The organism is Syntrophorhabdaceae bacterium, assembly GCA_035541755.1.
GTDB lineage: Bacteria > Desulfobacterota > Syntrophorhabdia > Syntrophorhabdales > Syntrophorhabdaceae > PNOF01.
The window spans coordinates 35,072-58,763 of record DATKMQ010000179.1 but is presented as its reverse complement, the minus strand read 5'-3'; the positions used below and the strand labels follow the sequence as shown (position 1 = coordinate 58,763).

Here is a 23,692-nt window from a genome sequence, read left to right as displayed (position 1 = left end):
TATGCTCACCTCACGCTAATGAGTGGCCGTTGTGCTGGAGCCTCCTCCACCACTCGAAGCTGCCGCTATGCCCGCCGCTATGGCTGCGGCGCCTATTACGCCCGCCGCTATGGTGCCAGCACCGATGCCAGCTGCCGCCCCGGTCCCCGCAGCTGCTCCAGCTGCTCCAGCTGCTCCTTCACCTGCTGCTCCCGCACCTGCCGCCGGTGCAGCTCCTCCGGCTGCCCCCTGGGCCTGAGCATATGAGATAGAGGGGGCAACAATGAAACCTATGAAGAAGAGCAGGCATACGAAAATCGAAACGAATATCTTATCCCGTTTCATAATTACCTCCTTTTGAGGAATCTTCATCTATGAGCTTATCAGCCCTGTTTTCTCTCCATCATTTATATAGCAGCCCCTTGTCCCTGTCAAGGTATATCTTCAGATTTCGTCCGATGAAATCGAAAACAGTATTAAAATGGTCTATATCCTGGGCCACATCCCTGGTCCAGGGCGAAATCGAATAGTTGTAAACCGTGCGAGAATCCGCCCCCTTAAAGATCATGAGCGGGATTGTGATGCCGATGCCCTTATCGTGATATCCACGGTTAAAGGGGTCGCGGAAGCCGGATGTGTCGGTGGCGCTGTACCACGCGTAAAGCACCACGCCGTTGATAAATTTTGATACGGTGAACTTTGCCCCTACGTCACCGCCCAGAAACCTTCCCGTCTTCACGTCGAGAAAAGCATCAACCTCAGGGACGTTCAATCGGGTAGTGAAAAATAACGTTTCATACGTCTTGCCATCGATGCCGTCTTTGAGTTTGAAAACATTGTCAATCTCTCTTTTTTTCACAACACTGCCGCTTACGCCGATCATCAGTCTTCCATCGCCTATGGGTTTTGCCACCTCTGCGTCGAGACCCGCGTACTCGGTTTCCAGGTATCCGCCGGAGAAGCGCCCGTACGTCTGGCGATCCATCTTGTAGATCTGATCGAACATCAACCTTGCCATGGCGAGCTTCTTTTCTTTATACAATGGAAGATCGGACCGTATGGCATCGTCCAGGGACTGATTCACCGTAGAAATATTGTTCAGCGGGTATCCTTCGAGGCTCGCGACAAAGGTCATACCGTTCCACGGATAGTAGCTCAAGAATCCCTCGGCACCGAGCCTGTACTTGAAAAATCCCGACGGATCGTTCAACAAGGTCTGAAATGCAGGTCGTACGCCGTACCCGAAGATCTTAGAGTGTTGAACCACGGTCTGGGGCCATTCTCGTATGGTCGTGTCCACACCGGAGAGAAAGAGAAATTCGCCGGGGGCGAGTCTGTCCGCGTACCATTCACCGATATCGTATCGCGTCGTTGTGAACTCGAGGACGGGTATGCCGTTTTCTGTAAGGGCTATGTGAATGGTCTGAAAATAAGAGGGCACGATCTCAGCAACAAGGCTGGCGATTACGGCAAGGGCCTTTGTGCTGTAATAGTACCTGTCATTTTTCGCCCCTATCCATAAATCGTTTTTATCTATGAGCACGCCGATATCTCTGAAACCGGATGCGTACAGTGCGTTTACGAGCCTTCTGGAAAGCGGGTTTTGCAGGTCTTGGCTTTTCTCCACGTATGGCCGGTTATATATGGGCACAAGGGGCTCACCTATGTCGAACGCGACGGAAAGATTAATACCCAGTTGGTTTCCTCTCTGGTAGGTCGTGTCAATCTCGGTCCACGAAAATGGCTTCCACCGAAAGCCAAAATTGAACCTGGACGGAGGCTCGCTGGTGAAATACCGGGCCTCAGCCGGATCGCTCGTCTGCAACTCATACCTGATGGGGCTATATTCGGCCATCAAGGCATACTTTTCGGACAGGGCGATTTGAACGCCTCCGAAGAACTGTCCGTCTCTCAACCAGCTTTTGGGATCGGTAAGCATTTCGGCCTTGAAGGTCTCTCCCGATGCGGGTAGCGGTCTCTTCCCAAACCGTCCGTTTGCGAATCCGATGGTAAAATCAAAAGGATAGATCTGTTTGGTTGCGATGAGTGACTGCGATGGATACAGCCTCGTCCCTTGCGGATCCATAATATCGAGGGCGATAGCCGGCGCCCATTTGTCCTCGTGTATGATCTGGAACCTGGCGCCGAAGGATTTGTCCTTTTCATTGCCGTAACCGCTGAATCTCGGGTCCGCAGCGCTCGCGGGCACGCCGAGTATTTCCGTTATCTTTCCGGAGAGCTCGATACCCCTCACGGGACTGAAGGCCACGTAGTAATATCTGTAAGGATCTATCTCACTCACACCGACCCTGTACCGGTTCTCCTTCATGACCCTTGCGGTGGGCACCTCCATGATGCCCGTAAAACCGCCATTTGAGGGATACGTAAACGGTTCATCTCCCGCGATAGCAGGAGAGTAAGAAATGCATATCCAGAATAGGAAGATGAACAACGAAACGAACGGAAAAGACACGATGGAATTGGGTTTAGTATTTTGTACCAGCACTATGGCCTGTATGTGCATGAAGCCATGAATCCTTCGTAAACTTTAACGGCGAGCGTAATCATCGAGACCTGCGTCCGTTATCTTTCCGTTGAACCCTGCTAATAGAGGGCCTTAAATATTCCCGCCGTGAGGGCAACGTTTGCGAGGATCTGCGTAATGTCTTTCACATCTCTCAGCCATGCCACGTGCTCTATCTTTTCCGGCACTACGATCGTGTCGCCCGGCTCGATCTCCTTAACGCCCTGTCCGAATGCGGTCAATTCCCATCGGGACTGAAACGGGTTCCATGAAACGACGCTCCTCGTTTTCATGGCGGAGCCGTCAATTTTCAAGATATAAACGTTGCCCTGATCGGCAAACCGCGAGTAACCGCCCGACAGATCTACATAGTTCTTGTAGCCGAGGTTTTCCGAGTAGACGAAGCTGCCTTGAAACATGACCGCACCGGTTACATTCACCACGTTGTTGATCATCGGTATAAAGAGGCTATCACCGTCTTCCAACTCGATATCGTACTCGCTTCCTTTCAACAACCTGAGGTGGGCGAGCCTGATCGTCAATCGCCCCGTTGCCTTGAGGCCCCTAAGCGACGCGATGAACTTCTGTTTCTGGTCAAATTCTTCTTTTCGTGCTGCCACCTCCTCCTGGGATGTGGCCGTTGAAACCTGACTTATACTGGAGGAAAATATCTCCCTTTCAAGCCGGGAAACCATTTCGTCGAGGTTTTTTTGTTGAAGATCTTTCACCCGTTCCCGGGTGAACACGGCGCCCCGCAGGTACGCCCTGTCCGTGTATCCTCCAGTTCTCTCGATGATGGAAGAAAGCTTTTCACCTTTCTTGAGCACGTAGACCCCGGGCAACTTCACTTCTCCCTGGACATTGATTTTGCCGCTCGCCTGCCACTCCGGTACTGCGTGTATCATAAGGTAATCATTTGCTTCCAGCTTCATGTTATTCGTCGCATCGTTTTCCATGGCCTTCTTTAAATCGATACTAAACCGCTCCGTCATGGGCCCTGTCTCAGTGACCCTTACACGGGTCAGTTCGGCCTGATTGGAGGCATAGTACAGGAGCCCGCCGGAAAGTGATATGATATCCTTTATCGTGGTCAAGCCGGGGGTGATCCCGAAATCGCCGGCGTGGGCCACGGCTCCGGAGAGCGACACGACCTTCTGCACGTCTTTGACGGAGAAGAGCTTGACGAGATCTCCATCCTGGAGCGCGAAGTTCTTGTCCAAATCCTTTCCCATGTCGATGAGGTCACTTTCGAAGATTGTTCTATATGCGTGATTATCGATTCTCTGAACCTGAACTCGACCCTTAAAGGCGGTGGCGGCCAGTCCTCCGGCCATTTTCAGAAGATCGGCAATTCTCAATTCTTCCTTAAACTCGTAGATTGCGGGGTTCTTTACGTTACCCACGATGGCGACGAGGCTCATGACCGGTGGTACGAATATAACATCTTCAGGCATGAGTCGCAGGTCCTTGCTTTTGTCACCCTTAAGCAGAAAATCGTACATATCGAAATGGACCACGGTTTTCCCATTTCTGTTTACCTGGATATCTCTCATGGTGCCATTCTTGCTGGGACCGCCTGCTTCAAAGAGGGCGTTGACAAGGCTCGATAGGGAAGAAATCGTGTAGGCCCCAGGTCTTTGCGCGTTCCCAACAACATAAACCTGGATGGTGCGAAGGGCCCCCATACCCACATTCATTTCGAAGTTGGTAAAGTATTTGGAAAGCTGTTTGTATAATGCTTCCTTAAGTTCTTTGAACGTGAGCCCGGACACTCCCAATATGCCGGCCTTAGGGAGCGCAATATGGCCGTCCTTGTCTACAACCATATTCCATTGCCCCTCGATGTTCCCCCATATGGTAACTCTAATTTCGTCACCCGGGCCGATAACGTACTCAGGACCTACCGGTACCCTGTCTCCCGACACAAATGCCGCCGGTTCTCTGAAGAGTTCATAACCAAATTGTTTTACCGTAGTCGAAATATCGAAACTGGTCGTGATGCCAAAAATACGAAAAGCTGCGGCTAACGCATCTGGTGTTCCTATCATGTACCCGGCATCCATGTCGACGAAAGTTTCATGAGCCCCCTCGGATCTTCCTACGGACCTCACTATCTTCACGGCAACGGCAACCTGGCCCACGTATGAAAGTTTTGAAGAATATGAGAAGGTGATTCCTTCGAATTTTTTTATGGTGGTGAATTGTTGATCGGTGATTTCAAGAGGCTGGTCCGAGATGAGCCTTTCAAAAATAGAGCTTTTCTTCTCACCGGTCTTGCGAGGTGGCTGTGCCTCGCGGTTTTGCCCAGGTTGGATCGGTAATGGCATTTGCGCCGCCTGCGGCGGGGTCTCGCGAATCTGTAGATTCACCTGGGGAGAGGTGGCAGGCGTCTGTCTGGTTGGCTCAAAGGGATCGATCTGCGGCGTTTGAGCACACGCGATCGTTTCAACGAATATGATAATCAGAATGGTAAGAAAAGTCTTTAATGCGCTCATGCCAGATACCTCACTTTTTGTTTCCAGATGACCTCCTTCTTTTGATCCTTCCTGCATATGGTCCATACCACGTTCTATCGAAGCGAAAGTGTTGTCTCAAGGAGCCTATTCTTTCCCGGTTCTCCGGATCGGAGGAAGATCTTTCCCAATACTCCACGAAAAAAGCGATGAATATGGAACAAAAGAACCCAACGACGCCGGCCACGATAACCATCTGCGTTCTCTGTGGTTTTACTCTTCTTTCCGGCGGTTCTGCCCTGTCAACGACCTGAATGATCGCGGCGTCTTTTGCTTCATCGAGCTTTGCTGCTTCGTATTGTTTGAGGAGGAGTTCATAGAGTGTTTCATTGAACTTGAGATCGCGTAGCTTTCGCATGTATTCCGTCCCGACTTCGGGCATTCTCGCCGTTGGCATGAGGGGATCATAACCTGTTCCGCTTTTCGATTCGAGCTTGGTAAGTTCCGTGCGCATCCCCCGTATCGCCTCTTCAGTTCTTTTCACATCGGGGTTTTGTTCTGTGGAATAGGTGCGCATTACGGAGAGCTCTACTTCCTGAGCAGCGATGTGGGCGCGTAGCTGCGCTATACCTTCAATAAGCGTTTTGGCCTGCTCGTCGATTTTCAAAGCGCCTGTTTTTTCCTGAAATCCTTTCATATCTTCTTCGGAGCGTGCCAAAGCCCTCTTTTCATCCTCAAGTTGCTCCTGAAAGAAGAGTCTCCTTTGACCGGCTTCCGTTACCGCGAGCCCTTTGTTGAGACCCTTTAGTTCCTCAATGAGAGCGTTGGTCATCTCTGCCGATTCTTTCGGGTCTTTATCCTCCATACCCACGGTGATAATGCCGCTTCTTTTATCGTCCTGGATCTTCAATTTGTCGAGCAGAAACTTCCGGGCATCGCCTTTCGTAGCGATTCTCCTCGTCTTCAGGAGATTGAACCGTTCTGTGATCCGATCAAGCACTGTGTTGCTCTTAAGAAGAGCGACGAAGAGATCATTGGATGTTTTTATAGCGGATGCCCCTGCGATCACACCTCCCGCTGCTCCCAGTTGATTGAGCAATTGTGTGGCCATGCTTGAGCTTGGCTGCTGGGGCGGAAGTATTTTGGTCTCTGCTCGATAGGTAGGCGAAACCACAAGGCTGTAAACGCCGACGACAAACATGAGTCCAACGGTGATGAGGATGATAAGCTCTTTTCTCTTCGCGAGGACGATAATATAATCAAGCAGATTGATCTCGGGGTCGTCTGCCTCCTGCCGCACGCCTGTCTGTGAACTTTCACTATCATTCGCCAAGAAATAAAACCCCCTTTACTATTTCCTAATTATTCTTTTCCGGCGGGTGAAAGTCAAGTCTTTTCTATTTACTGGGGCTTGCGTCGCCCCCTCCACCAGCAAAGCTGTCGGAGCCTCCCCCTCGCGCTCAAGAATGAGCTAAGGGATTATTTGAAACTGCATAACGTCGCCCCCTCCACCAGCAAAGCTGTCGGAGCCTCCCCCTCGCGCTCAAGAATGAGCTAAGGGCATGGCAAAATAAGGCTCCATGCCTGTCTCGGCCCATGCTCTTTTTGCCCTTGACAGAATACAATCCCTGTGTTGTTATCTTACAGAAAATGTTCCGTAAGGAGGGCGTATGTTCATCTGGCTCTTCCACAGGCTGAGCGGTGTGTCACTCGTTATTCTCTTCGGTGTTAAAATACTCACAAGCTTTTTCCTGTACGCAAAAGACCAAAAGCCTGAATGGGCGCTAAGCCTTCACAGACAACCCGTTATTGATGTGCTCATCCTGATCCTTTTCACCTTTCACAGCATATATGGCATACGGACCATTATCTTGGATTTCGGCTATAAGAAGGAAAAGAGGCTCTTCTGGTTGTCGAGCGGCGCGGCATCGGCCATTTCGGTTTTTCTGCTCTATGTGTACGCCGTCATGTCATAACCATGCTTGAGCACGATGTTCTTATAGTTGGAGGAGGTCTTGCCGGGCTTAGAGCTGCGGTCGGTCTCTCCGAGAAATACGATACGGCGGTTCTGTCAAAGGTCCATCCGGTGCGTTCTCATTCGATCGCTGCGCAGGGAGGGATCAATGCGGCTCTGGCGAATAATCCCGATGGCAAGGATGACACCTGGGAAAAGCATGCGTTTGATACGATAAAGGGAAGCGACTATCTCGCCGACCAGCATGCCGTGGAGATCATGTGCAGAGAGGCGCCGCAAGTTGTCTACGAAATGGAACACTGGGGGTGCCCCTTCAGCCGGTTTCCGGACGGCTCCATCGCGCAGCGGCCCTTCGGTGGAGCCGGGTTCCCGCGCACGTGTTATTCCGCCGACCTCACCGGTCATGTGCTTCTCAACACACTCTACGAAAAAGTGGTGTCCAAGGGCATCAGAGTGTATGAGGAATGGCACGCGACCTCGCTGGTGACAGAGGATGGAGTCTGCCATGGCGTTATTGCATACGATCTTATGAACGGCGAGATAATCCCCATCCGGGCTAGGGCGACGCTTTTCGCAACGGGTGGATATGGGCGGGTCTATTTTTACTCCACGAATGCCCTCATCAATACGGGGAGCGGCATCGGCATAGCCTACGCAGCGCGAGTGCCTTTGAAAGATATGGAATTTGTCCAGTTCCATCCCACAGGTCTTATCGGAACTAATATTCTTATCAGTGAAGCGTGTCGCGGGGAAGGGGGCTTTCTTTTGAACAACAGGGGTGAACGGTTCATGGCGCAATACGCCCCCAAGGCCATGGAACTGGCTCCCCGGGACATTGTCTCGCGGAGCATCCAAACCGAGATAGAAGAGGGAAGATGTTTCGAACATCCGTTAGGCAGATACATCAAACTAGATTTGAGGCATCTCGGCAAGGAAAGGATACAAAACAGGTTGCCCGGTATCAGGAAAATCTGTATTGATTTCATCGGTATCGATCCCGTCTACGAGCCTATTCCGATCATGCCCTGCCAGCACTACTCCATGGGAGGCATTTCTACCAATGAACGGTGTGAAACGAATACAAAAGGGTTCTACGCCGCGGGTGAATGCGCTTGCGTGAGTGTCCATGGGGCTAACAGGCTGGGAGGCAACTCCCTTCTTGAAACAGTGGTCTTCGGGAAATTGGCTGCAGCCGCCATCGATAGGTACCTTACGAATGATGGGGTAAGATCCTGTGAGAAGCTCCTCGAGTCAGCGAAAGATACGATGGAAAGAGCAATCAAGAATCTATCGAATGGCGGAGACGAGAGGCCTTCCGTTCTACAGACCGAGCTTTCCCGGACAATGAGCGAAAATGTGGGTATCTTCAGAACAAAAGACGAGATGAAAAGGGCACTTGAGGATATTTCAACTATTAAAGAACGGTACAAGAGAATACGCCTGTCTTCGGCGGACCGTCACATGAATTATGAGCTGGTAGGCGCCATTGAGCTCAGCCATATGCTGGACGTTGCCCACGCCATCGTTCTCGGGGCCATCTTGCGGGAAGAAAGCCGGGGCGCTCACTATAGGAGGGACTTTAACAAGCGCAACGATACGGAGTGGCTTAAACATAGCATTGCACAAATCGGAACCGAAGGGGAGCCGGTAATTACGTCCCAAGATGTGAGGATTACGCGATACGAACCCCAAGAGAGGACATATTGATCACCGGGAATGCATATACGTTCAAGATTCTCCGCTACGACGCCAAAGAGCCAGAAGTGGCGCCGATCTTTCATTCGTACGAGATCGGCGCGGAGTCCGGTCTTACGGTGCTCGCCGTACTTTTGAAAATCAGGGAGCAACTGGATGGGACTCTTTCGTTTCGCTCATCCTGCCGCTCAGCGGTGTGCGGTTCGTGTGCCATGGTCATTAACGGAAGGATCGATCTTGCCTGCAGAACACAGGCGGCTTCATTTGAATCGAACACGATCATCCTTGAGCCCCTTCCGAACATGGATGTTGTCAAAGACCTGGTGGTTGACATGAAGCCCTTCTGGAGCATGTACGAGAAAGTGCATCCGTATTTGATCAGAAGCAGTCCTCACCCGGACAAAGAGATCAATCAAAGCGAAAAGGAGCGAGCCCGCATCGATCAGTTTGTCAACTGTATTCTCTGCGCGTCTTGTTTCGGAGCATGCCCTGTCATTACGAGGGATCCCGAGTACGTGGGCCCTGCAGCATTTGCCAAACTCGAAAGGTTTATCCTTGATTCTCGCGACGAACGCCCCACGGGTTTTCTTGAAACGTTCAACAACGAAAAGGGGCTGTGGGGATGCGATACGATCCTTCGCTGTATCGACGCCTGCCCCAAGGATGTGCGACCCACCGATTCGATTGTGGGCTTGCGCAAAACCCTCATCAGAGAAAAAGCTAAAAACGTGTTCCGAAAGGGCAAAGTATGAAAATCCCTTATTCTCTTGTGACGAGACGGACCTTTCTTAATACGCTCTTTGGAGGATGGCTTCTCGCCTTCAGCGCAGGGAGCATTTATCCTCTGTTGAAATTTGCCTTTCCGACGCTCTCCAAAGAACCCGATTTTGTGGTGCTCGCGGCGCGGGATTTTCTTTCCATACCGCCCAACTCGATTAGGCCCTTTGCCTGGGGAGGGAAAGTCGGTCTCTTTCTCAAAAAGACAGATGGCGAGGTTTCCGCCCTGAAAGGGGTATGTACGCATATGGAGTGCAATATCACGTATCGAGCGGAGGAAAAGAAATTTTACTGTGCCTGTCATAAAGGATGGTTTGATGATAATGGGAAAAACATACAGGGCCCGCCGCCGAGACCGCTTGAGTTCTTCGACGTAACCGTGTCAGGCGAAAAAATGATTATCGCAAGAAAAGGGGTCAAAGTTGATACGGCAAGAGCTTAGAAACTGGTTCGAAGAACGATATAACGTTGAAGACTTCAGGCGTTTTGCGAGATCAAAACGTGTGCCATCGCACTCGTATGAGATCTGGTATTTTACGGGAGGTGCGACGCTCTTTCTCTTCATCATTCAATTTATCACCGGGGCCGTTCTTGCCCTTTACTACATCCCGCACGCAGAATTTGCCCATAAAAGCATCATCGAGATAGTAACGAAACTTCATATGGGGTGGTTCTTTCGATCGCTTCATCACTGGGGCGCGCAGTTTGCAATCGCACTCGTCCTTGTTCATATGTTCGGCACACTGATGCTCAAATCTTACAGAAAACCCAGGGAGTTGCTCTGGCTGTCCGGCTGCATACTGCTCGGCATTTCGATTTTTTTCGGATTGAGTGGCTACTTTCTCCTCTGGGATGAACGGGCTTTCGCTGCGGTGAGGGTGGCTACGGGCGGAGCGGGCAATTTTCCGATTGTTGGAGGTTTCATCAGGAATTTCTTGCGAGGCGGTATCGATGTGACCGGGGAGACACTCACGAGATTCTACGCATTTCACGTATCGATTCTGCCCCTCGCGGTGATACTTGTTGTTGTAGCGCACCTCTTTCTCGTTCAATATCACGGCATGAGTGTACCAATGTCGCAGGAAAGTAAGCGAGGCCAAGACACTTTCTTCTTCCCCAACATTTTATACAAGGACCTGATCATATGGCTCGTTTTGCTTGGCCTTGTAGTTACATGTGCCGCCCTTGCTCCTCCTGAGATAGGAAGACAGGCAGATCCTCTGGCCCCTGCCCCGGAAAATATAAAGCCCGAGTGGTACTTTCTCTCTCTCTTTCAGACCCTCAAGCTATTCCCGGGTGTCATCCTGGGACTTAACGGAGAAACAATTGCGATCATCATCGTGACGGTCGCCGTTCTTTTCCTGTTTCTTTTTCCCTTTTTCGACAGGAAGTCTCTGCGTCAAGAAAGAAGCCCTGTGTTTACGTGGATCGGATTCATCTACATTATATACTTCATCGTGATGACCGTGATCGGTTATTTCAGTTAGGGGTGTTAATGATCGCAAAACTGATCCTCGGTTGTTTTGGCATGGTCTCTGGGATCGCCAGTGACATTGCGGGAGGGCAAGCCTTGGAGGTCTTTCCGTCATCTCCGTACGACCGGTATATCGTATACGAGACGCTCGTTCTTTTCTGGATCGGGATAATCGGTCTCATAGCTATTATCAGGATGAAACTGAAAGAAATAGAGAGAGGGCAGAACATGGGTCTTAGTTCCAACGGATGGGATCGGGGAATTAAGGTCGGCATGCCTAAACCATATGATATCGGCAAGAGGGATATGACCTCGTTCATAGAGGAGGGATTGAGCCCTGTCAAGAAGCAGAGGTAACATCAAATGCTTCTGGTGTCTCAGTCCGAAAGAGCGGATAGTGTCTTCAGGACACCACCAAAGAGCGGCCCTCCTTGACTAATACCTGTTAACATTCTATTATTATCTTAATTCGGCCTATGCATTCATTTATTAGGAGAAATACACTCCTTTCCACCGCGGGGCTCAACAATATCCTTCTGATGCCGCAAGAAGAGAGCGCATACCTATCGCTTGAGCAAGTGTTGGCGAAGTTTCAGGACATAAAGCAATTCGCGAGCGAAATCCATACAGAGATACATCTCATCAAGCCTGTGCTTAAGCTTCTCGGATATGCATATGAATCCAAACCGAAATTCTTTGAAGAACAGATTAAAGGTCCTGACGCCGCCCTATTTGCCAGTGATGAAGACTATGTGAGAAGTTCATCATTGTGGGGTACCGAAGAGTATTATGCTCATGCGCGGGGGCTACTCGTGCTCAAGAGATACGGAAGAAATCTCGAAGAGGGCATAAGCGGATTCTATCTTGAATTCGAGAACAGAATTCCCATGTTTCAGACTGCCTATCTTTTGAAAAAAACGAGAGTACCCTGGGGAATCCTCACCAACGGACAGCATTGGATGCTCATCAGAAGACCGGTTGCTCATGAAGCGACGCTCATTGACCTGGACCTGGAAAAGGCGCTTTTCGAAAACGGCAAAGAAGCCCTCCATCTCTTTTTTCATATCTTCTCACTGCGCGGTCTTTTAAAGACATTACCGGAAATTCTTGAGCAAGAGCGTACCGATCTCATTGCCCTTCTAAAAGAGAAAAGAACGTTTGCTCGAAATGCTGTGCAAGGTCTGAAGAAGAAACTCGATGTCTACCCGAGAATCGTGAACGTATGCCAGGAAATCTTTTCCGATAAAGAATTTCCCGCTACAGAAACATACCTGCAAGACAACGGCCTGAAATTCGAAAAACAACTCCATGTTCATCGTGACAACATCAGTGATTATAACATATCGGACATTACGGCATATCTCTTTAATAAGAAGAACCACCAGACAAGTATTGACTTTGAGGAAGTCTTCCTTCAAAAAGGCGCTGCAAAGCTCACAAAAGAGCAGTTACTCTCCTTGAAGATTCTCGACATGACGCCGAATTTCGGAACCCTTGCCGCGAAACTTATCGAGGGCATTGCCTATCTGTCATTTATCCTTCCTTATAAAGAACGCAATACCTTTGTCACGGAATGGGAGAACGAAACATCGCTCACGCGATACATTGTGGATCGTCTCCTATTCGGCATCGAAAAATCACATCCCACCTTCGATATATTGCACCATATGATGAAGAGCCGCTTTAGAACAAGGGCAAGTAACTACAAGCTCGGAAATCCTCTCATCGGCATGTCGCTCAGTGAGATTCCGTCGCATTTCGACGCCAGAAACCAGTTGGGGCTTTTCGGCAGAAATCCCGAAGACCTTCTCAAAGAATTCCGAGGAATATTCAGGCGGTATTTTTCCCTGTCGGAAAGGATAAAGGAAGACGTTCAACTCCGGGAGGAGCTTGAAGTCACATTGAAACGTTACTCGAAACGGATCCACGATGTGATGGATGTTATTACCACGACGTACTTCAGCAAGGCTGTAGACCACAAGAAGATTCAGGATATGCTCTCCAACATGGATAGTGATGAGACGGTTTGGAAGAACTTTGAATCGCAGAACTGGTTTGTCGAATCAAAAGATATTGCAAAGAGGAACGGTTTTTTTCATCTCGAAATTGAATTTCCCTTTCTACTCAATGACGCCTTTGATTTCATTTTCATGCAGCCGGCCTTGCAACACATTTGGGAAGATACCCTTCCGTTGATAGAGATAACAAAGGCGTATATCAAGCGCGGCATGCCTTATCTGAAGTCAGAAGGGACTATGGTCCTCGTCATGGACGATTACCCTGAAGAGGTTCTTATTCGGGAACTGTCCCAATCAAAAAGATATGAAATGGAAGTGAGAAAAGGGTTCATCCTTTTGCACAAGAAACAAATCGGACATCTATAAAATAACGCTTTTCAATATTCTATATGACCTGAACTCGACATCGAGATGGAATGACATAAAACCTTCCATGATGTCTCTCGCCTCACGCTCGATGGTAATGTCGGCCAGGGGCTCCTCTCTATTTTTCAACGACATGAGTCCTGGGATAACACCCTCCCCGCAGAGCATATGAGGAATCGATCGAGCGCAGCTTTTGCACAGAACACCTCCCCGTTCCTTTGAGAAGTGCACCTTGATTTCATCTGGAATGAGACTACCGCAATATACGCAGGAATCAAAATTAGGCATATACCCTAGAATATCAAGCATCAAGAACTGATAATAGATGATATCGGAATAGAGGAAATCATGACGCTTCACCGCGAAGATTAAGTCCTTGAGTGCAAAGAAGAGTGATTCATAGACCTGTCGCTCCTTGGTGAGCCGGTCAACAAATTCGGAGAAAAAACTTGCGATGCAAGCTTTCTTGAGGCTTGTTTCAATGCCATGATTTGTCTCCATAATATCGGCATTCTCTAACCGCGCCATGCCTTTGCCATACTTTTCGAAATATTCTATTGCAATATGATTAAAGGGTTCAAGCGTATTCATAAACCTCTTTTGGCTTTTGCTTGCCCCTTTTGCGATAGCAGCCACCTTACCGGAAGCGCGTGTAAAAAGTCGGACGATCTTATCTGATTCGCCATACGCCCTCTTAGAGAGAACGATGGCTTCATCTTTATAGAGCGACATCTTTCAACCCTCTCCCCGCACTGTTCATCTGCATGATTGGTTCATTATAAACAATTTCATGTTGGATTCCTATATCTTCCCGCCTTTGGATCTCGGCCTTAATCACTTTGCACCGAAACCACGTAACTGAAAGAACTCCATGATGAATTTTGCCACACCCTTGATGTCAAGCATAAAGAAGTGAGCAACCTTTGCGTCGATCTTTTCATCGGCAATGACAGCCACAATTTTGTCATCGTGCGGATAAAGAGGGGCGGACCCTGTCGCTCGCCGAAAAACTTCTATCTTGGGGGTACTTTCCTGCTTATATCCTTCGGTAATAACCAGATCTATGTCACCGATATAACCGCTTACAATTTCCTGGAGGGATAATTCTCTTTCAAGATCTCTGACGAGAGCAATCTTGCGAGGCGAAGAAAGAATAACAGCCGATGCGCCAGCCTTCTTATGCCTGTATGTATCCTTTCCGATTGTGTCGATCTCAAAATTGAGATGATGATGCTTGATGACGGCAATCCTTAAACCGGACTCTTTGAGTAATGGTATCAATTTTTCGATGAAAGTGGTCTTTCCGCTTTTTGATGTGCCGACGAAAGAGATGACGGGGGGCTTATGTGCGATCATACATTATTTTTAGCGGGACTTTTCATAAAATAGAAATAGAAACCGATTAGCACAAGCGCATGAGTAATGATTCCCTTTTCTATGAGAGAAGGCACGCTCTGTATCGGAGTGAGAACCACCTCGATGTCTTCCTGTGGATCAAGGTTCTTTTCGGCCACCTTTTTTACGTTCTCGACGAGGTATGTGTGGCAGAGGTTATTGAAAATCGCCGGATTGGGATTGACCGATCCAAGAAGCCGTATGTTCTCTCCCGTGTATCCAGTTTCTTCGAGAAGCTCCCGAAGCGCGGCCTCCTGATGATGTTCGTCATCGACGAGACCTCCGGGGATTTCCAAATTTATTTCCTTGGAGCCGTGACGGTACTGTCTGATCATCACGACTTCGCCGCTTTCCGTCAGAGGAACGATATTCACCCAATCGTTCGTATCGATTGTATAAAATGTGCCGACCTGATTCGTGCGCGGCGACAAAGCCATCTCGGCCTTTATTTTGAATACACGGTAATCCTTATCTACTTTCGATTCTATTAGTTTCCATTTCTTGATCATACTTAACAGTACCACGCTCGCATTATACTTTTCAACCCAAAGGTATCGCAGGCAAGAAATGCTTACGCACGAGAGGACCTTGATTGGGCGAAAGAGAATTAAAGCTAGAGGCTAAGGCGAAGTTTCCGATAATGCATGCCGTGGAGCGACGAGGGTGATGATTGCTGCATCGGGGATGAGACCCTGCGCACGCAAATAAAAAAGGGAAGAACTATGTCTTCCCTTTTTTATTAAAACTTACTTCGCGTACTTATTTCTTCTTTGCTGCTGGTTTCTTTGCTGCTGGTTTCTTTGCTGCCGGTTTTGCTGCTTTCTTTGCTGCTGGTTTTTTTGCTGCCATTTCTTTTCCTCCTTAGTTTTTTTGTACTGCAAAAACTATGTCGTACTATTTTTAATTGTATCCTAATAAAAAATTCTGTCAAGAAAAAACATACAATTTTCCGAAAAAAAGTGAAACTTTTTTGTGAGCAAAGACAAATTATTTCACTTGGGGTCATGCCTTGACGTTTTGGGGCTATTCAAATAGACGTCAATCGAATCTCTGTTTATATACTTTCCACGGCGGTCCGCTGTCTCGGACTCCATGCTGTATTCATCAGGGCAGCATCCAATCGAGTGATGAAAAAAAGAAACGTAACGTAATCCATTCTTTCATTACAACCTTGCATCTCTTCGCCGATTCTGGTGTCCCTGTCGGTAAGGGTGTTCTTAAACGGGCGAGTGGTCCTTCCGTTATGAAAAATGGTTAGCTGTTCTTGTGGCGCTTCGAAGAAGCGCTGTGCAGTCGATGCAGGAAGTGTGAAGCTCGATGAAGAATATGTTCTCGCATAATATAGAGCACCAGGGCTGAAAGCAGGCTGATGATCAGTATGATAAAGAAGGCGAGATAGTTCTCATTCTTCACGGCGCTTCCCTGAAGCGTGAGCATCACCGTGCCAGGCAGACGTCCGATGAGATTCATCAGGAAGAAATCGAGAAACCTCATATGAGTCAGGCCGAGCAGATAGCAGAGGGAGTCTTTGGGAAAACCGGGGATAAGAAACATCAGGAATGATATGTATAGACCCTTGTGAGTAACGAAAGAGTTGAATTTCTCTATATATTCTCGTTTCACTATTTTCTCGACGAATGCCAAACCGAGTACGCGCGCAATGCCGAAGGCGGCACTCGAGCCTAACATAAGACCTATCGTCGAATAGATGGTTCCCCAGGTATTACCGAAAACGTATCCACCGACAAATCCCGTCACTTCACCCGGGATGGGAGCGAAGACGACTTGCAGTGCCTGAATAATCATAAAAACGGGAGCAGCATATGGCCCGAAGGAAGCTATAAATGATCGCAGGTGTCTCTGGTTGATAAAGAATCTATAGTAGTACAATATGTCTCGCCACACTCCTGCGTGGTAGACATAGAATATGACCGTGATCAGCGCAAGGATACACAGGGCAAGAAACAATCGCAACAGATTGGAGGCGGTTTTTGATTTAACGAGCGATGTCCTGATCAAGTTTGGACCACGACCGTTCTGAGAACTTCATCGACTGAGGTCAGGCCTTCCTGAAGAAGAATGAGACAGTAGTCCTTTAACGTCTTCATTCCGTTTTGAATCGCTCCCCGACGAATCACTTGTGTGTCGCTTCCTTCGGCAATGAGATGTCTGAGTTCATCGTTGACCATCAAAACTTCATATACACCAACCCTGCCCTTGTAGCCTGTCTGGCCGCAGTTCTCGCAACCCTTGCCTTTAAAGAGTTGCTTATTCTCGTCCAGCCCGAGGTATTTAAGAACAACCGGATCCGGGGTATACTCTTCTTTGCACTTCGTGCATATCCTTCGGACAAGTCTCTGTGCCACTATCCCGATAACCGAAGTCGAAATCAGAAAAGGCTCGATTCCCATTTCAGAGAGACGCATGAACGTGCTCGGCGCGTCATTGGCATGAAGCGTCGTAAAAACAAGATGTCCGGTGAGAGCCGCCTCCACGGCAATTTTTGCGGTCTCCGTATCTCTGGTCTCGCCGACAAGGATAATATCAGGGTCCTGGCGCAAAAAGGCCCTCAAGACACGGGCAAAATCAAGACCGATATCAGAGTTGACTTGCACTTGATTGATCCCCGCCAGATCGTACTCAATAGGATCTTCGACCGTAGAGATGTTTACATCGATGCTGTTGATCTCGGCCAGGGCGCTGTAAAGGGAAGTACTTTTTCCGGAGCCCGTGGGGCCTGTAACATAGATAATACCGTAAGGTTTCTTAATCATATCCCGCACGATATCAAGGGTGGGTGCGTTCGTAATCAGTTTATCGAGACCGAGGGTGGTGTTGCTTTTATCCAGGATTCTTGTAACGATTTTTTCGCCGAATTTTGTGGGCACCGTACTTACGCGGAAATCAACCGATTTGTTACCGAGCTTCAAGGTAATCCTGCCGTCCTGCGGCAACCTTCTCTCCGTGATGTCCAGTCTTGATATGATCTTGACCCTGCTGACAAGCGGAAGCTGCACCTTTTTCGGCAATACCATCTCTTCGCGCAATACACCGTCAATTCTGTAACGTACGCGCAGCCCTTTTTCCATCGGCTCAATATGGATATCGCTCGCCCCTTTTTTTAACGCCACGGCGATTATATTGTTGGTCAGTCGTATAATGGGCGCTCCTTCGGCTTCGCGAGCGAGATCGGTAACCCCCATATCATCTTCCGCGCCGTCCTCGAACTCAGCGTCTTTCAGAATATCGGACTGAATGTGGTCCATGGAATCGAGGAATTCATCTATGTTTACTTCCGGCTGTTCTTCCTTGACCGGTTTCATGATGGTCCTGTATTCAGTGTCCATGAACTTTTTCAGATCTTCCTGAGAAATGATAACAGGATCTATTGCAACACCCTTGATGAATTTTTTTGCCTCATCCATGGCGAGTAGATCGTGGGGGTTCACCATTGCGAGGGTCAACGTGTTGTTGGAATACGATGTGGGAAGCATCTTATGTTTCAAAACGAGCTGTTCCGGAATCAGGGCCATCACGTCGGGATCAAGGCGGAGCGTGTGCAAAGAAACGACGCCCATACTTTTTTGAGTGCTCATTTCTTCAATGCGTTCGGCCACTATTTTATTAAGCGCCATGGACATGGAGGTGTGCTCCATGAGTAGGGATTCGAAATCCTTCTTTTCGAGGACGAAAACTTCGGTCGGCATTACTGCCATGACGGTAGCCGACCTTGGTTTTCCAGTGAGTAATGCCATTTCACCGAAGCAGGCGCCCACTCCGAGGGTCGCGATGGTGAGATCGACTCCCAGGGTCTGTTCCTTTTTTCTTACCTCGACCTTGCCATTTTTGACGATGAACATCGCATCACCGGATGCCCCCTCCCGCACGATGGCTGTATTCGGAGGATATACCCTTTCCTTAAGCTTGCTGGAAAGCTTTTCCAGGTCCTCGTTCTCCAGGGCCTTAAAAAGCTCTGTATTTTTTAACGAAGATATCCTGTCCATGGCCGCAGTCATTTATCAATCTTCCTTGCTGTCACAAATTGTAGCGGAATTTTCTCTGCCTGACCTTCCCTCTCAGGAAAATCCGCTCCGCAATGTCTTTCCAAGAACACACAAAATTATAAGGTATATTTGGAAAAATAGTAATATTTATTTTTGTCGCCCAGGTAGTGTCAGTTCTGGAGCGTTCTCTTTGTCTTCGACTTTAACGATTTGATCGCATCTTTGAGGCCATCAACCGTGAGTTCGAACATGGGGAATATCTTTCCGATTGTATCCACAGTGTAGTGGCCCCAGTAGCTCTTGTGGGTAGGATTCAGCCATGCGGTGTGTGGGAAATGCTCCTTAACTTTGACGAGCCATTCTATGCCTGGTTTATCATTCGTATAAAAATAGTCTATGTTGCCGTTCACGTCGAACAGTTCCGAATAGGCCATTCTCGCGTCGCCGACGATAATCACTTTGTAGCCTTTATGAAAATTGGAAAAGAGTTTCTCTGTGGGAATTCGTTTGTAGTTTGCCATGTCTTCGTAGATATCCTGGTAAATGCAGTTATGGAAGAAGTAATACTTGAATTCTTTGAAGTGCTCCATCTGTGACGCAGCGGAAAAGAGCTTTTCGCAGAGCTCCACGTAGGGAAGCATGGAGCCGCCGGTGTCCATGAGGAGGATGAGCCGCGTTGAATTCTCTCTGGACCTGCTGAAAACAAGTTCAATTTCGCCGCCTTCCTTGGCCGTCTTGTCAATGGTGAGATCGATATCGAGTTCTTCCTCTGCTCCTTCACGTTTCAGCTCGCGCAATTTCTTCAGTGCCACTTTCGTTTGTCTGACATCGAGAATGATATCGTTACGGTAATTCTTGAACCTTCTCTCTCCCGCCACTTTTGCTGCGGACTGCATCCACGACTCGCCCCCGACCCTGATCCCTCCCGGATGGTGGCCATATGCACCGAAGGGGGATGTCCCGCCGGTGCCGATCCATTTGTGGCCGCCGTCATGTCGTTCGGTCTGTTCTTTCAGTCTCTCTCTGAACTGACGCATCAGCTCGTCCATATCGTGATTCTTTCTGAATTCCTCGATCTGTTTCTGAAACTCAGCCATTTCTTCGGGACTTAGCTTGGGTAGTCTGTTGAGCGGATTCTCGAGCCAGTCGAGGACCTTGTCAAGCTCAAGCCCTTCAGTGCTGATACCCCCGAAGAACTCCTGGAAGGCCAGATCGTACATATCGTAATATGCTTCGCTCTTGACAAGAAATGCCCTGCCTATATAATAGAGGTGGTTGAGGCTCGACTGGAAATATCCATTATAAAGGGCTTCGATGAAGGACATCCATTCTGTTACGGAAACGGGCACGCCTTTTCGTCGCAGCAAATAGAAGAATTGGATGAACATTAAAACCTTCTCTTAAACCCCGCTCCACCCTGTGCGTTGGAAAGCCGGGCGAACCGCTCCGTGTCCTGTTCGTTCTTGAGAAGGGTCCCGAGGAAGGGTAGTTCAGAAGTGAATTTCTCGATATTGACTCCGCCGAGCGTGAGCGCTTTGATCCAATCAAGAAGTTCACTGGTGGAGGGTTTCTTTCGCAGGCCATCCATCTCGCGTATCCAGTAAAAACGTTTGAGCGATTCCTTGACAACCTTGACCTCGATATCCGGATAGTGAACCCTGACAATCTTTTCCATCATATCGTTATCGGGGAATTCGATATAATAGAATATACATCTCCTCAAAAATGCGTCAGGCAATTCTTTCTCCGAATTGCTCGTGATAATCACGATGGGCCTGTGCTTTGCCGTGACCTCTTCGTCAAGTTCGGGGATATGAAAACTCATCTCGTCGAGCTCGTTCAACAGGTCATTCGGAAATTCAACGTCGGCCTTATCGATCTCGTCGATCAACAGGATCACCTGCACATCGCTCATGAAGGCTTGCCCGAGTTTTCCGTGCTTGATGTACTGTCTGATGTCGCTGATGTCTTTATCTTTGAACCGAGCGTCATTAAGCCTCTGAACGGTATCATAGACGTAAAGCCCGTCTTTTGCCTTTGTGGTTGACTTGATGTTCCAGATGAGTAGCTTCTTGTCTAACGCCTCCGCGATGCTGTGAGCAAGAAGCGTCTTGCCCGTTCCCGGCTCGCCCTTTACCACGAGGGGTTTTTTGAGTGCGACGGCAACATTGACGATCTCCATGAGGGGTTTGGATGCTATGTAGTCAGCGCTTCCGGAATAACCCTGCGTTCTGCTTGTCATTATAGAGAGCCTCCTTACGAAAAGTGAAAAATATCACTATATTATAAAGATTTTGGCGATCCTTGTCAATGCGTACGGACCCATTCCGCTTAAGATCTCCCCTTCGGCGCACATTCCGTGTCGCGTGAGCGGTTTCCCCGAAAACGCGCCAGGAGACGATTTTTCTTGACAATGAAGCCATTTTCCTTTTTAATTTCTCTACCATGCAAGCTTTCTTCGCCCGCATCTTTTTTTATTTTTATTACTTTAGACGCTTGCACCCAGGTCTTTGTTGCTTGGAATAAAGCAAAAGCCATGGGTGCAAAGGCCCATGGCTTTTTTAGTTTGCAAGCCATGGGATGAACCCATGGCTTTTTTATTGTAAGGAGGGATCATGATAATCTCGCGTAAGATTCAGAAGCTGATCGCCAATCAGGAAGGTTGGACGCGAAGAATGTTCGAGGAAGGGCTTCGGATCAAGAGGGAATATGGCGAACAGAATGTCTATGATTTTTCACTGGGAAACCCCGACACAGAGCCACCGGAACAGGTCCAAAAAACACTTGTCGAAACGCTTGCCCACCCCTTAAAGGGGATGCACCGATACATGTCCAACAACGGCTATGAAGATGTTCGGAGCGAAATAGCGGCCTATCTTTCCGAACAGCACGGTGTGCCCTTTACGGCGACACATATTTTCATGTCGACCGGCTGCGCCGGAGGACTCAACATCCTTCTCAAGAGCATACTCTCGCCTGGCGATCAGGTGATCGTTCCGTCGCCCTTCTTCTGGGAGTTTAAGAATTACATTGAAAATCATGGTGGTTTGATGCGACTTGTCCAATCGAAAAAGGATTTCCAGCTCGATATGGAGAAGCTGGAAAAGGCGATAAACGTGAAGACCAAGGCAATCCTCATCAATAGCCCGAACAACCCGACCGGCGCAGTGTACACGGAGGAAACCTTAAAGGCGCTCGCGGAACTTCTCAACAGAAGGAGGGCTCAGGGACAGGAGATCTATATTATCTCCGATGATGCCTACAAGAAAATCGTATACGACGGGATTCGCCTCCCCAATCTGTTTCAACTCTATGACCTTGTCTTTGCCGTCACGTCCCATTCAAAGGACCTCGCGCTTCCGGGGGAGAGGATCGGCTATGTTGCCATCTCTCCGCGCATTCCGGAATATGAACTTGTGGTTTCGGCGCTCATGATATCGATGAGGACCCTTGGGTTTGTCAATGCGCCGGCGCTTTTTCAGCGGATCGCCGGTATGTTTCAAAGAACGTCGGTGAATATCGGAGAGTATGAGAAGAAGAGAGATACACTCTACGAAATCCTTATGGAGGGCGGATTCGAATGTGTGAAGCCCCTGGGGGCGTTCTATATGTTCCCCAAGTCGCCCATTGCGGATGAGGTCGAGTTCGTCCGGATGTTGCAGCAGGAAGAAAGGATTATGGTCGTCCCGGGGAGGGGATTCGGAAAGAAAGGGTATTTCAGAATTGCCTATTGTGTACCCATAGAAACAATACAAAAAAGCGCGGAAGGGTTCATCAGGACCGGAAAACGTTATAACTTGAGGTGAGCATGAGCATATCTAAAAGTATCAGCCATTCGATGAAATCATCTTCTTGGATCAGGGCCATGTTCGAAGAAGGGGAAAAACTGAAGAAACAGTATGGGCCGGAGAATATACTCGATTTTACGCTTGGCAACCCCATCACGGAACCGCCAAAAGCTTTGAAGGAAGAGCTCATCAAAATCATTGCCACGGAAAACGGGGGTATGCACCGGTATATGACAAACAGCGGTTACGAATTTGTCCGCGAGGAGATAGCCGGTTATTGCAGGGAAAAAACAAGACTTCCTTTCAGTAGGGATAATATCGTCATGACCGTAGGCGCTGCGGGAGGGCTCAATGTCGTGTTCAAGGCGTTGCTTGACCCCGGCGACGAAGTGATCGTTCCTAACCCGTATTTTGTCGAGTTCATGTTTTATATCGGGAACCATGGCGGCGTGATACGGCCTGTGGACACGAAGGATGATTTCCATTTGGATGTAGGCAGGATGAAAGATGCCATCACCAGAAAGACCAAGGCCATACTCATCAACTCGCCCAACAATCCTACCGGCGTCGTATATAATGAGGAAGAGCTGAAAGAGCTCGCCGGGGTTCTAAAGGAGAGGCGCGACAAGGGACAGCGAATATTCCTCATAGCCGACGAGGCTTACAGAAAGCTGATCTATAATGGAACCGTTCTCCCCGATGTATTCAATATCTACGAGGACACCATTGTTGTGACCTGCCACTCCAAAGACTTAGGTCTTGCAGGAGAGCGGATCGGGTACATTGCAGCTTCGCCGTCAATCAAGAATATCAGGCCCCTCATGGATGCGATGATCTTTTCAAACAGAATCCTCGGTTTCATAAATGCGCCGGCTATCATGCAACGTGTTGTGGGCAAATTTCAGAACGCTAAGATCGATATTACGGAATATCAGCGGAGGCGCGATGCCATTTATGAGATCCTCGTCGAATCGGGCTTTGAGGTGATAAAACCTCTCGGGGCGTTTTACATCTTTCCGAAATCACCGATGCCCGATGACATTCAATTTGTGAGGGAACTTCAGAAACACCATATCCTGGGCGTTCCGGGTATCGGTTTCGGCAGGAGCGGCTACTTCAGACTGGCCTACTGCGTAGATATGGATGTCATCGAGCGGTCGCGAAAGTATTTCATGGAATTCTCAAAATAGTGTGAGGCGAGAAGTGCGGGAGCCAATCCCCGCGCGTTGTCGATGAGGCGCGCC

The 23,692-nt window shown here is 48.8% G+C and carries 21 protein-coding genes; 9 read left to right on the top strand and 12 right to left on the bottom strand.

Annotated features, from left to right (window positions below):
• Window positions 1–15: 15 nt before the first annotated feature.
• The 4 genes from VMT62_18115 to VMT62_18100 form a co-directional block, all read right to left on the bottom strand.
• Complete coding sequence (locus VMT62_18115; protein HVN98348.1) at window positions 16–324, bottom strand: hypothetical protein; 309 nt, start codon at window positions 322–324, stop codon at window positions 16–18.
• A gap of 58 nt (window positions 325–382) precedes the next feature.
• Window positions 383–2,503 carry a YjbH domain-containing protein gene (locus VMT62_18110; protein HVN98347.1) on the bottom strand — a complete coding sequence of 707 codons (2,121 nt, stop codon included), beginning with the start codon at window positions 2,501–2,503 and terminating at the stop codon, window positions 383–385.
• 80 nt (window positions 2,504–2,583) lie between these two features.
• On the bottom strand, window positions 2,584–4,998 hold the full coding sequence (locus VMT62_18105; GenBank protein HVN98346.1) for an SLBB domain-containing protein: 2,415 nt from the start codon (window positions 4,996–4,998) through the stop codon (window positions 2,584–2,586).
• A 10-nt stretch (window positions 4,999–5,008) separates the two neighbouring features.
• Window positions 5,009–6,289, bottom strand: a complete 1,281-nt coding sequence (locus VMT62_18100) for a GNVR domain-containing protein (protein HVN98345.1) — start codon at window positions 6,287–6,289, stop codon at window positions 5,009–5,011.
• A 337-nt stretch (window positions 6,290–6,626) separates the two neighbouring features.
• Between VMT62_18100 and VMT62_18095 the strand changes: the two genes are divergently transcribed.
• From VMT62_18095 to VMT62_18065, 7 genes are all read left to right on the top strand, one after another.
• Complete coding sequence (locus tag VMT62_18095) at window positions 6,627–6,932, top strand: hypothetical protein (protein ID HVN98344.1); 306 nt, start codon at window positions 6,627–6,629, stop codon at window positions 6,930–6,932.
• Window positions 6,933–6,934: 2 nt separating this feature from the next.
• The gene (locus VMT62_18090) at window positions 6,935–8,638 is read left to right on the top strand and encodes an FAD-dependent oxidoreductase (GenBank protein ID HVN98343.1); all 1,704 of its coding nucleotides are present in this window, start codon (window positions 6,935–6,937) and stop codon (window positions 8,636–8,638) included.
• Complete coding sequence (gene sdhB / locus VMT62_18085; GenBank protein ID HVN98342.1) at window positions 8,635–9,378, top strand: succinate dehydrogenase iron-sulfur subunit; 744 nt, start codon at window positions 8,635–8,637, stop codon at window positions 9,376–9,378. The genes VMT62_18090 and sdhB overlap by 4 nt, the downstream gene beginning before the upstream one ends.
• Window positions 9,375–9,845, top strand: a complete 471-nt coding sequence (locus VMT62_18080; protein HVN98341.1) for a Rieske (2Fe-2S) protein — start codon at window positions 9,375–9,377, stop codon at window positions 9,843–9,845. The genes sdhB and VMT62_18080 overlap by 4 nt, the downstream gene beginning before the upstream one ends.
• A complete protein-coding gene (locus tag VMT62_18075; GenBank protein ID HVN98340.1) occupies window positions 9,826–10,890 on the top strand; it encodes a cytochrome bc complex cytochrome b subunit in 1,065 nt (354 codons plus the stop codon). Before VMT62_18080 ends, VMT62_18075 begins: the two co-directional genes overlap by 20 nt.
• A gap of 8 nt (window positions 10,891–10,898) precedes the next feature.
• Window positions 10,899–11,234 (top strand): hypothetical protein, encoded by a 336-nt coding sequence (locus VMT62_18070; GenBank protein ID HVN98339.1) that lies wholly within the window; start codon window positions 10,899–10,901, stop codon window positions 11,232–11,234.
• A 224-nt stretch (window positions 11,235–11,458) separates the two neighbouring features.
• Entirely contained in the window at window positions 11,459–13,261 is a 1,803-nt protein-coding gene (locus tag VMT62_18065) for a hypothetical protein (protein HVN98338.1), read from the top strand.
• On the opposite strand, the gene recO is transcribed toward VMT62_18065, so the two are convergent.
• The 8 genes from recO to VMT62_18025 all read right to left on the bottom strand — a co-directional run bounded on the left by recO (window position 13,256) and on the right by VMT62_18025 (window position 21,237).
• A complete protein-coding gene (recO, locus tag VMT62_18060; GenBank protein HVN98337.1) occupies window positions 13,256–13,993 on the bottom strand; it encodes a DNA repair protein RecO in 738 nt (245 codons plus the stop codon). The genes VMT62_18065 and recO overlap by 6 nt on opposite strands.
• A 102-nt stretch (window positions 13,994–14,095) precedes the next feature.
• Complete coding sequence (mobB, locus tag VMT62_18055) at window positions 14,096–14,617, bottom strand: molybdopterin-guanine dinucleotide biosynthesis protein B (GenBank protein ID HVN98336.1); 522 nt, start codon at window positions 14,615–14,617, stop codon at window positions 14,096–14,098.
• Window positions 14,614–15,180 carry an NUDIX hydrolase gene (locus VMT62_18050; GenBank protein ID HVN98335.1) on the bottom strand — a complete coding sequence of 189 codons (567 nt, stop codon included), beginning with the start codon at window positions 15,178–15,180 and terminating at the stop codon, window positions 14,614–14,616. The genes mobB and VMT62_18050 overlap by 4 nt, the downstream gene beginning before the upstream one ends.
• A 730-nt stretch (window positions 15,181–15,910) precedes the next feature.
• On the bottom strand, window positions 15,911–16,675 hold the full coding sequence (locus VMT62_18045; GenBank protein HVN98334.1) for a TVP38/TMEM64 family protein: 765 nt from the start codon (window positions 16,673–16,675) through the stop codon (window positions 15,911–15,913).
• Window positions 16,672–18,672, bottom strand: coding sequence for an ATPase, T2SS/T4P/T4SS family (locus tag VMT62_18040; GenBank protein ID HVN98333.1), 2,001 nt, complete (start codon window positions 18,670–18,672; stop codon window positions 16,672–16,674). Before VMT62_18040 ends, VMT62_18045 begins: the two co-directional genes overlap by 4 nt.
• 158 nt (window positions 18,673–18,830) lie before the next feature.
• A complete protein-coding gene (locus tag VMT62_18035) occupies window positions 18,831–20,048 on the bottom strand; it encodes a VWA domain-containing protein (protein ID HVN98332.1) in 1,218 nt (405 codons plus the stop codon).
• The gene (locus VMT62_18030; protein ID HVN98331.1) at window positions 20,048–20,902 is read right to left on the bottom strand and encodes a MoxR family ATPase; all 855 of its coding nucleotides are present in this window, start codon (window positions 20,900–20,902) and stop codon (window positions 20,048–20,050) included. Before VMT62_18030 ends, VMT62_18035 begins: the two co-directional genes overlap by 1 nt.
• An 89-nt stretch (window positions 20,903–20,991) precedes the next feature.
• Window positions 20,992–21,237, bottom strand: a complete 246-nt coding sequence (locus VMT62_18025; protein ID HVN98330.1) for a hypothetical protein — start codon at window positions 21,235–21,237, stop codon at window positions 20,992–20,994.
• A 38-nt stretch (window positions 21,238–21,275) separates the two neighbouring features.
• On the opposite strand from VMT62_18025, the gene VMT62_18020 reads away from it, so the two are divergent.
• Complete coding sequence (locus VMT62_18020; GenBank protein HVN98329.1) at window positions 21,276–22,466, top strand: pyridoxal phosphate-dependent aminotransferase; 1,191 nt, start codon at window positions 21,276–21,278, stop codon at window positions 22,464–22,466.
• A gap of 2 nt (window positions 22,467–22,468) precedes the next feature.
• Entirely contained in the window at window positions 22,469–23,638 is a 1,170-nt protein-coding gene (locus VMT62_18015; protein HVN98328.1) for a pyridoxal phosphate-dependent aminotransferase, read from the top strand.
• The last annotated feature ends 54 nt before the right edge of the window (window positions 23,639–23,692 follow it).

Bases quoted from the DNA above. Each gene is read 5' to 3' on its own strand.
- VMT62_18115 (HVN98348.1), bottom strand. From the start codon at position 324: ATGAAACGGGATAAGATATTCGTTTCGATTTTCGTATGCCTGCTCTTC.
- VMT62_18110 (HVN98347.1), bottom strand. From the start codon at position 2,503: ATGCACATACAGGCCATAGTGCTGGTACAAAATACTAAACCCAATTCC.
- VMT62_18105 (HVN98346.1), bottom strand. From the start codon at position 4,998: ATGAGCGCATTAAAGACTTTTCTTACCATTCTGATTATCATATTCGTT.
- VMT62_18095 (HVN98344.1), top strand. From the start codon at position 6,627: ATGTTCATCTGGCTCTTCCACAGGCTGAGCGGTGTGTCACTCGTTATT.
- VMT62_18090 (HVN98343.1), top strand. From the start codon at position 6,935: ATGCTTGAGCACGATGTTCTTATAGTTGGAGGAGGTCTTGCCGGGCTT.
- VMT62_18080 (HVN98341.1), top strand. From the start codon at position 9,375: ATGAAAATCCCTTATTCTCTTGTGACGAGACGGACCTTTCTTAATACG.
- VMT62_18070 (HVN98339.1), top strand. From the start codon at position 10,899: ATGATCGCAAAACTGATCCTCGGTTGTTTTGGCATGGTCTCTGGGATC.
- recO (HVN98337.1), bottom strand. From the start codon at position 13,993: ATGTCGCTCTATAAAGATGAAGCCATCGTTCTCTCTAAGAGGGCGTAT.
- mobB (HVN98336.1), bottom strand. From the start codon at position 14,617: ATGATCGCACATAAGCCCCCCGTCATCTCTTTCGTCGGCACATCAAAA.
- VMT62_18040 (HVN98333.1), bottom strand. From the start codon at position 18,672: ATGACTGCGGCCATGGACAGGATATCTTCGTTAAAAAATACAGAGCTT.
- VMT62_18035 (HVN98332.1), bottom strand. From the start codon at position 20,048: ATGTTCATCCAATTCTTCTATTTGCTGCGACGAAAAGGCGTGCCCGTT.
- VMT62_18030 (HVN98331.1), bottom strand. From the start codon at position 20,902: ATGACAAGCAGAACGCAGGGTTATTCCGGAAGCGCTGACTACATAGCA.
- VMT62_18025 (HVN98330.1), bottom strand. From the start codon at position 21,237: ATGGCTTGCAAACTAAAAAAGCCATGGGCCTTTGCACCCATGGCTTTT.
- VMT62_18020 (HVN98329.1), top strand. From the start codon at position 21,276: ATGATAATCTCGCGTAAGATTCAGAAGCTGATCGCCAATCAGGAAGGT.
- VMT62_18015 (HVN98328.1), top strand. From the start codon at position 22,469: ATGAGCATATCTAAAAGTATCAGCCATTCGATGAAATCATCTTCTTGG.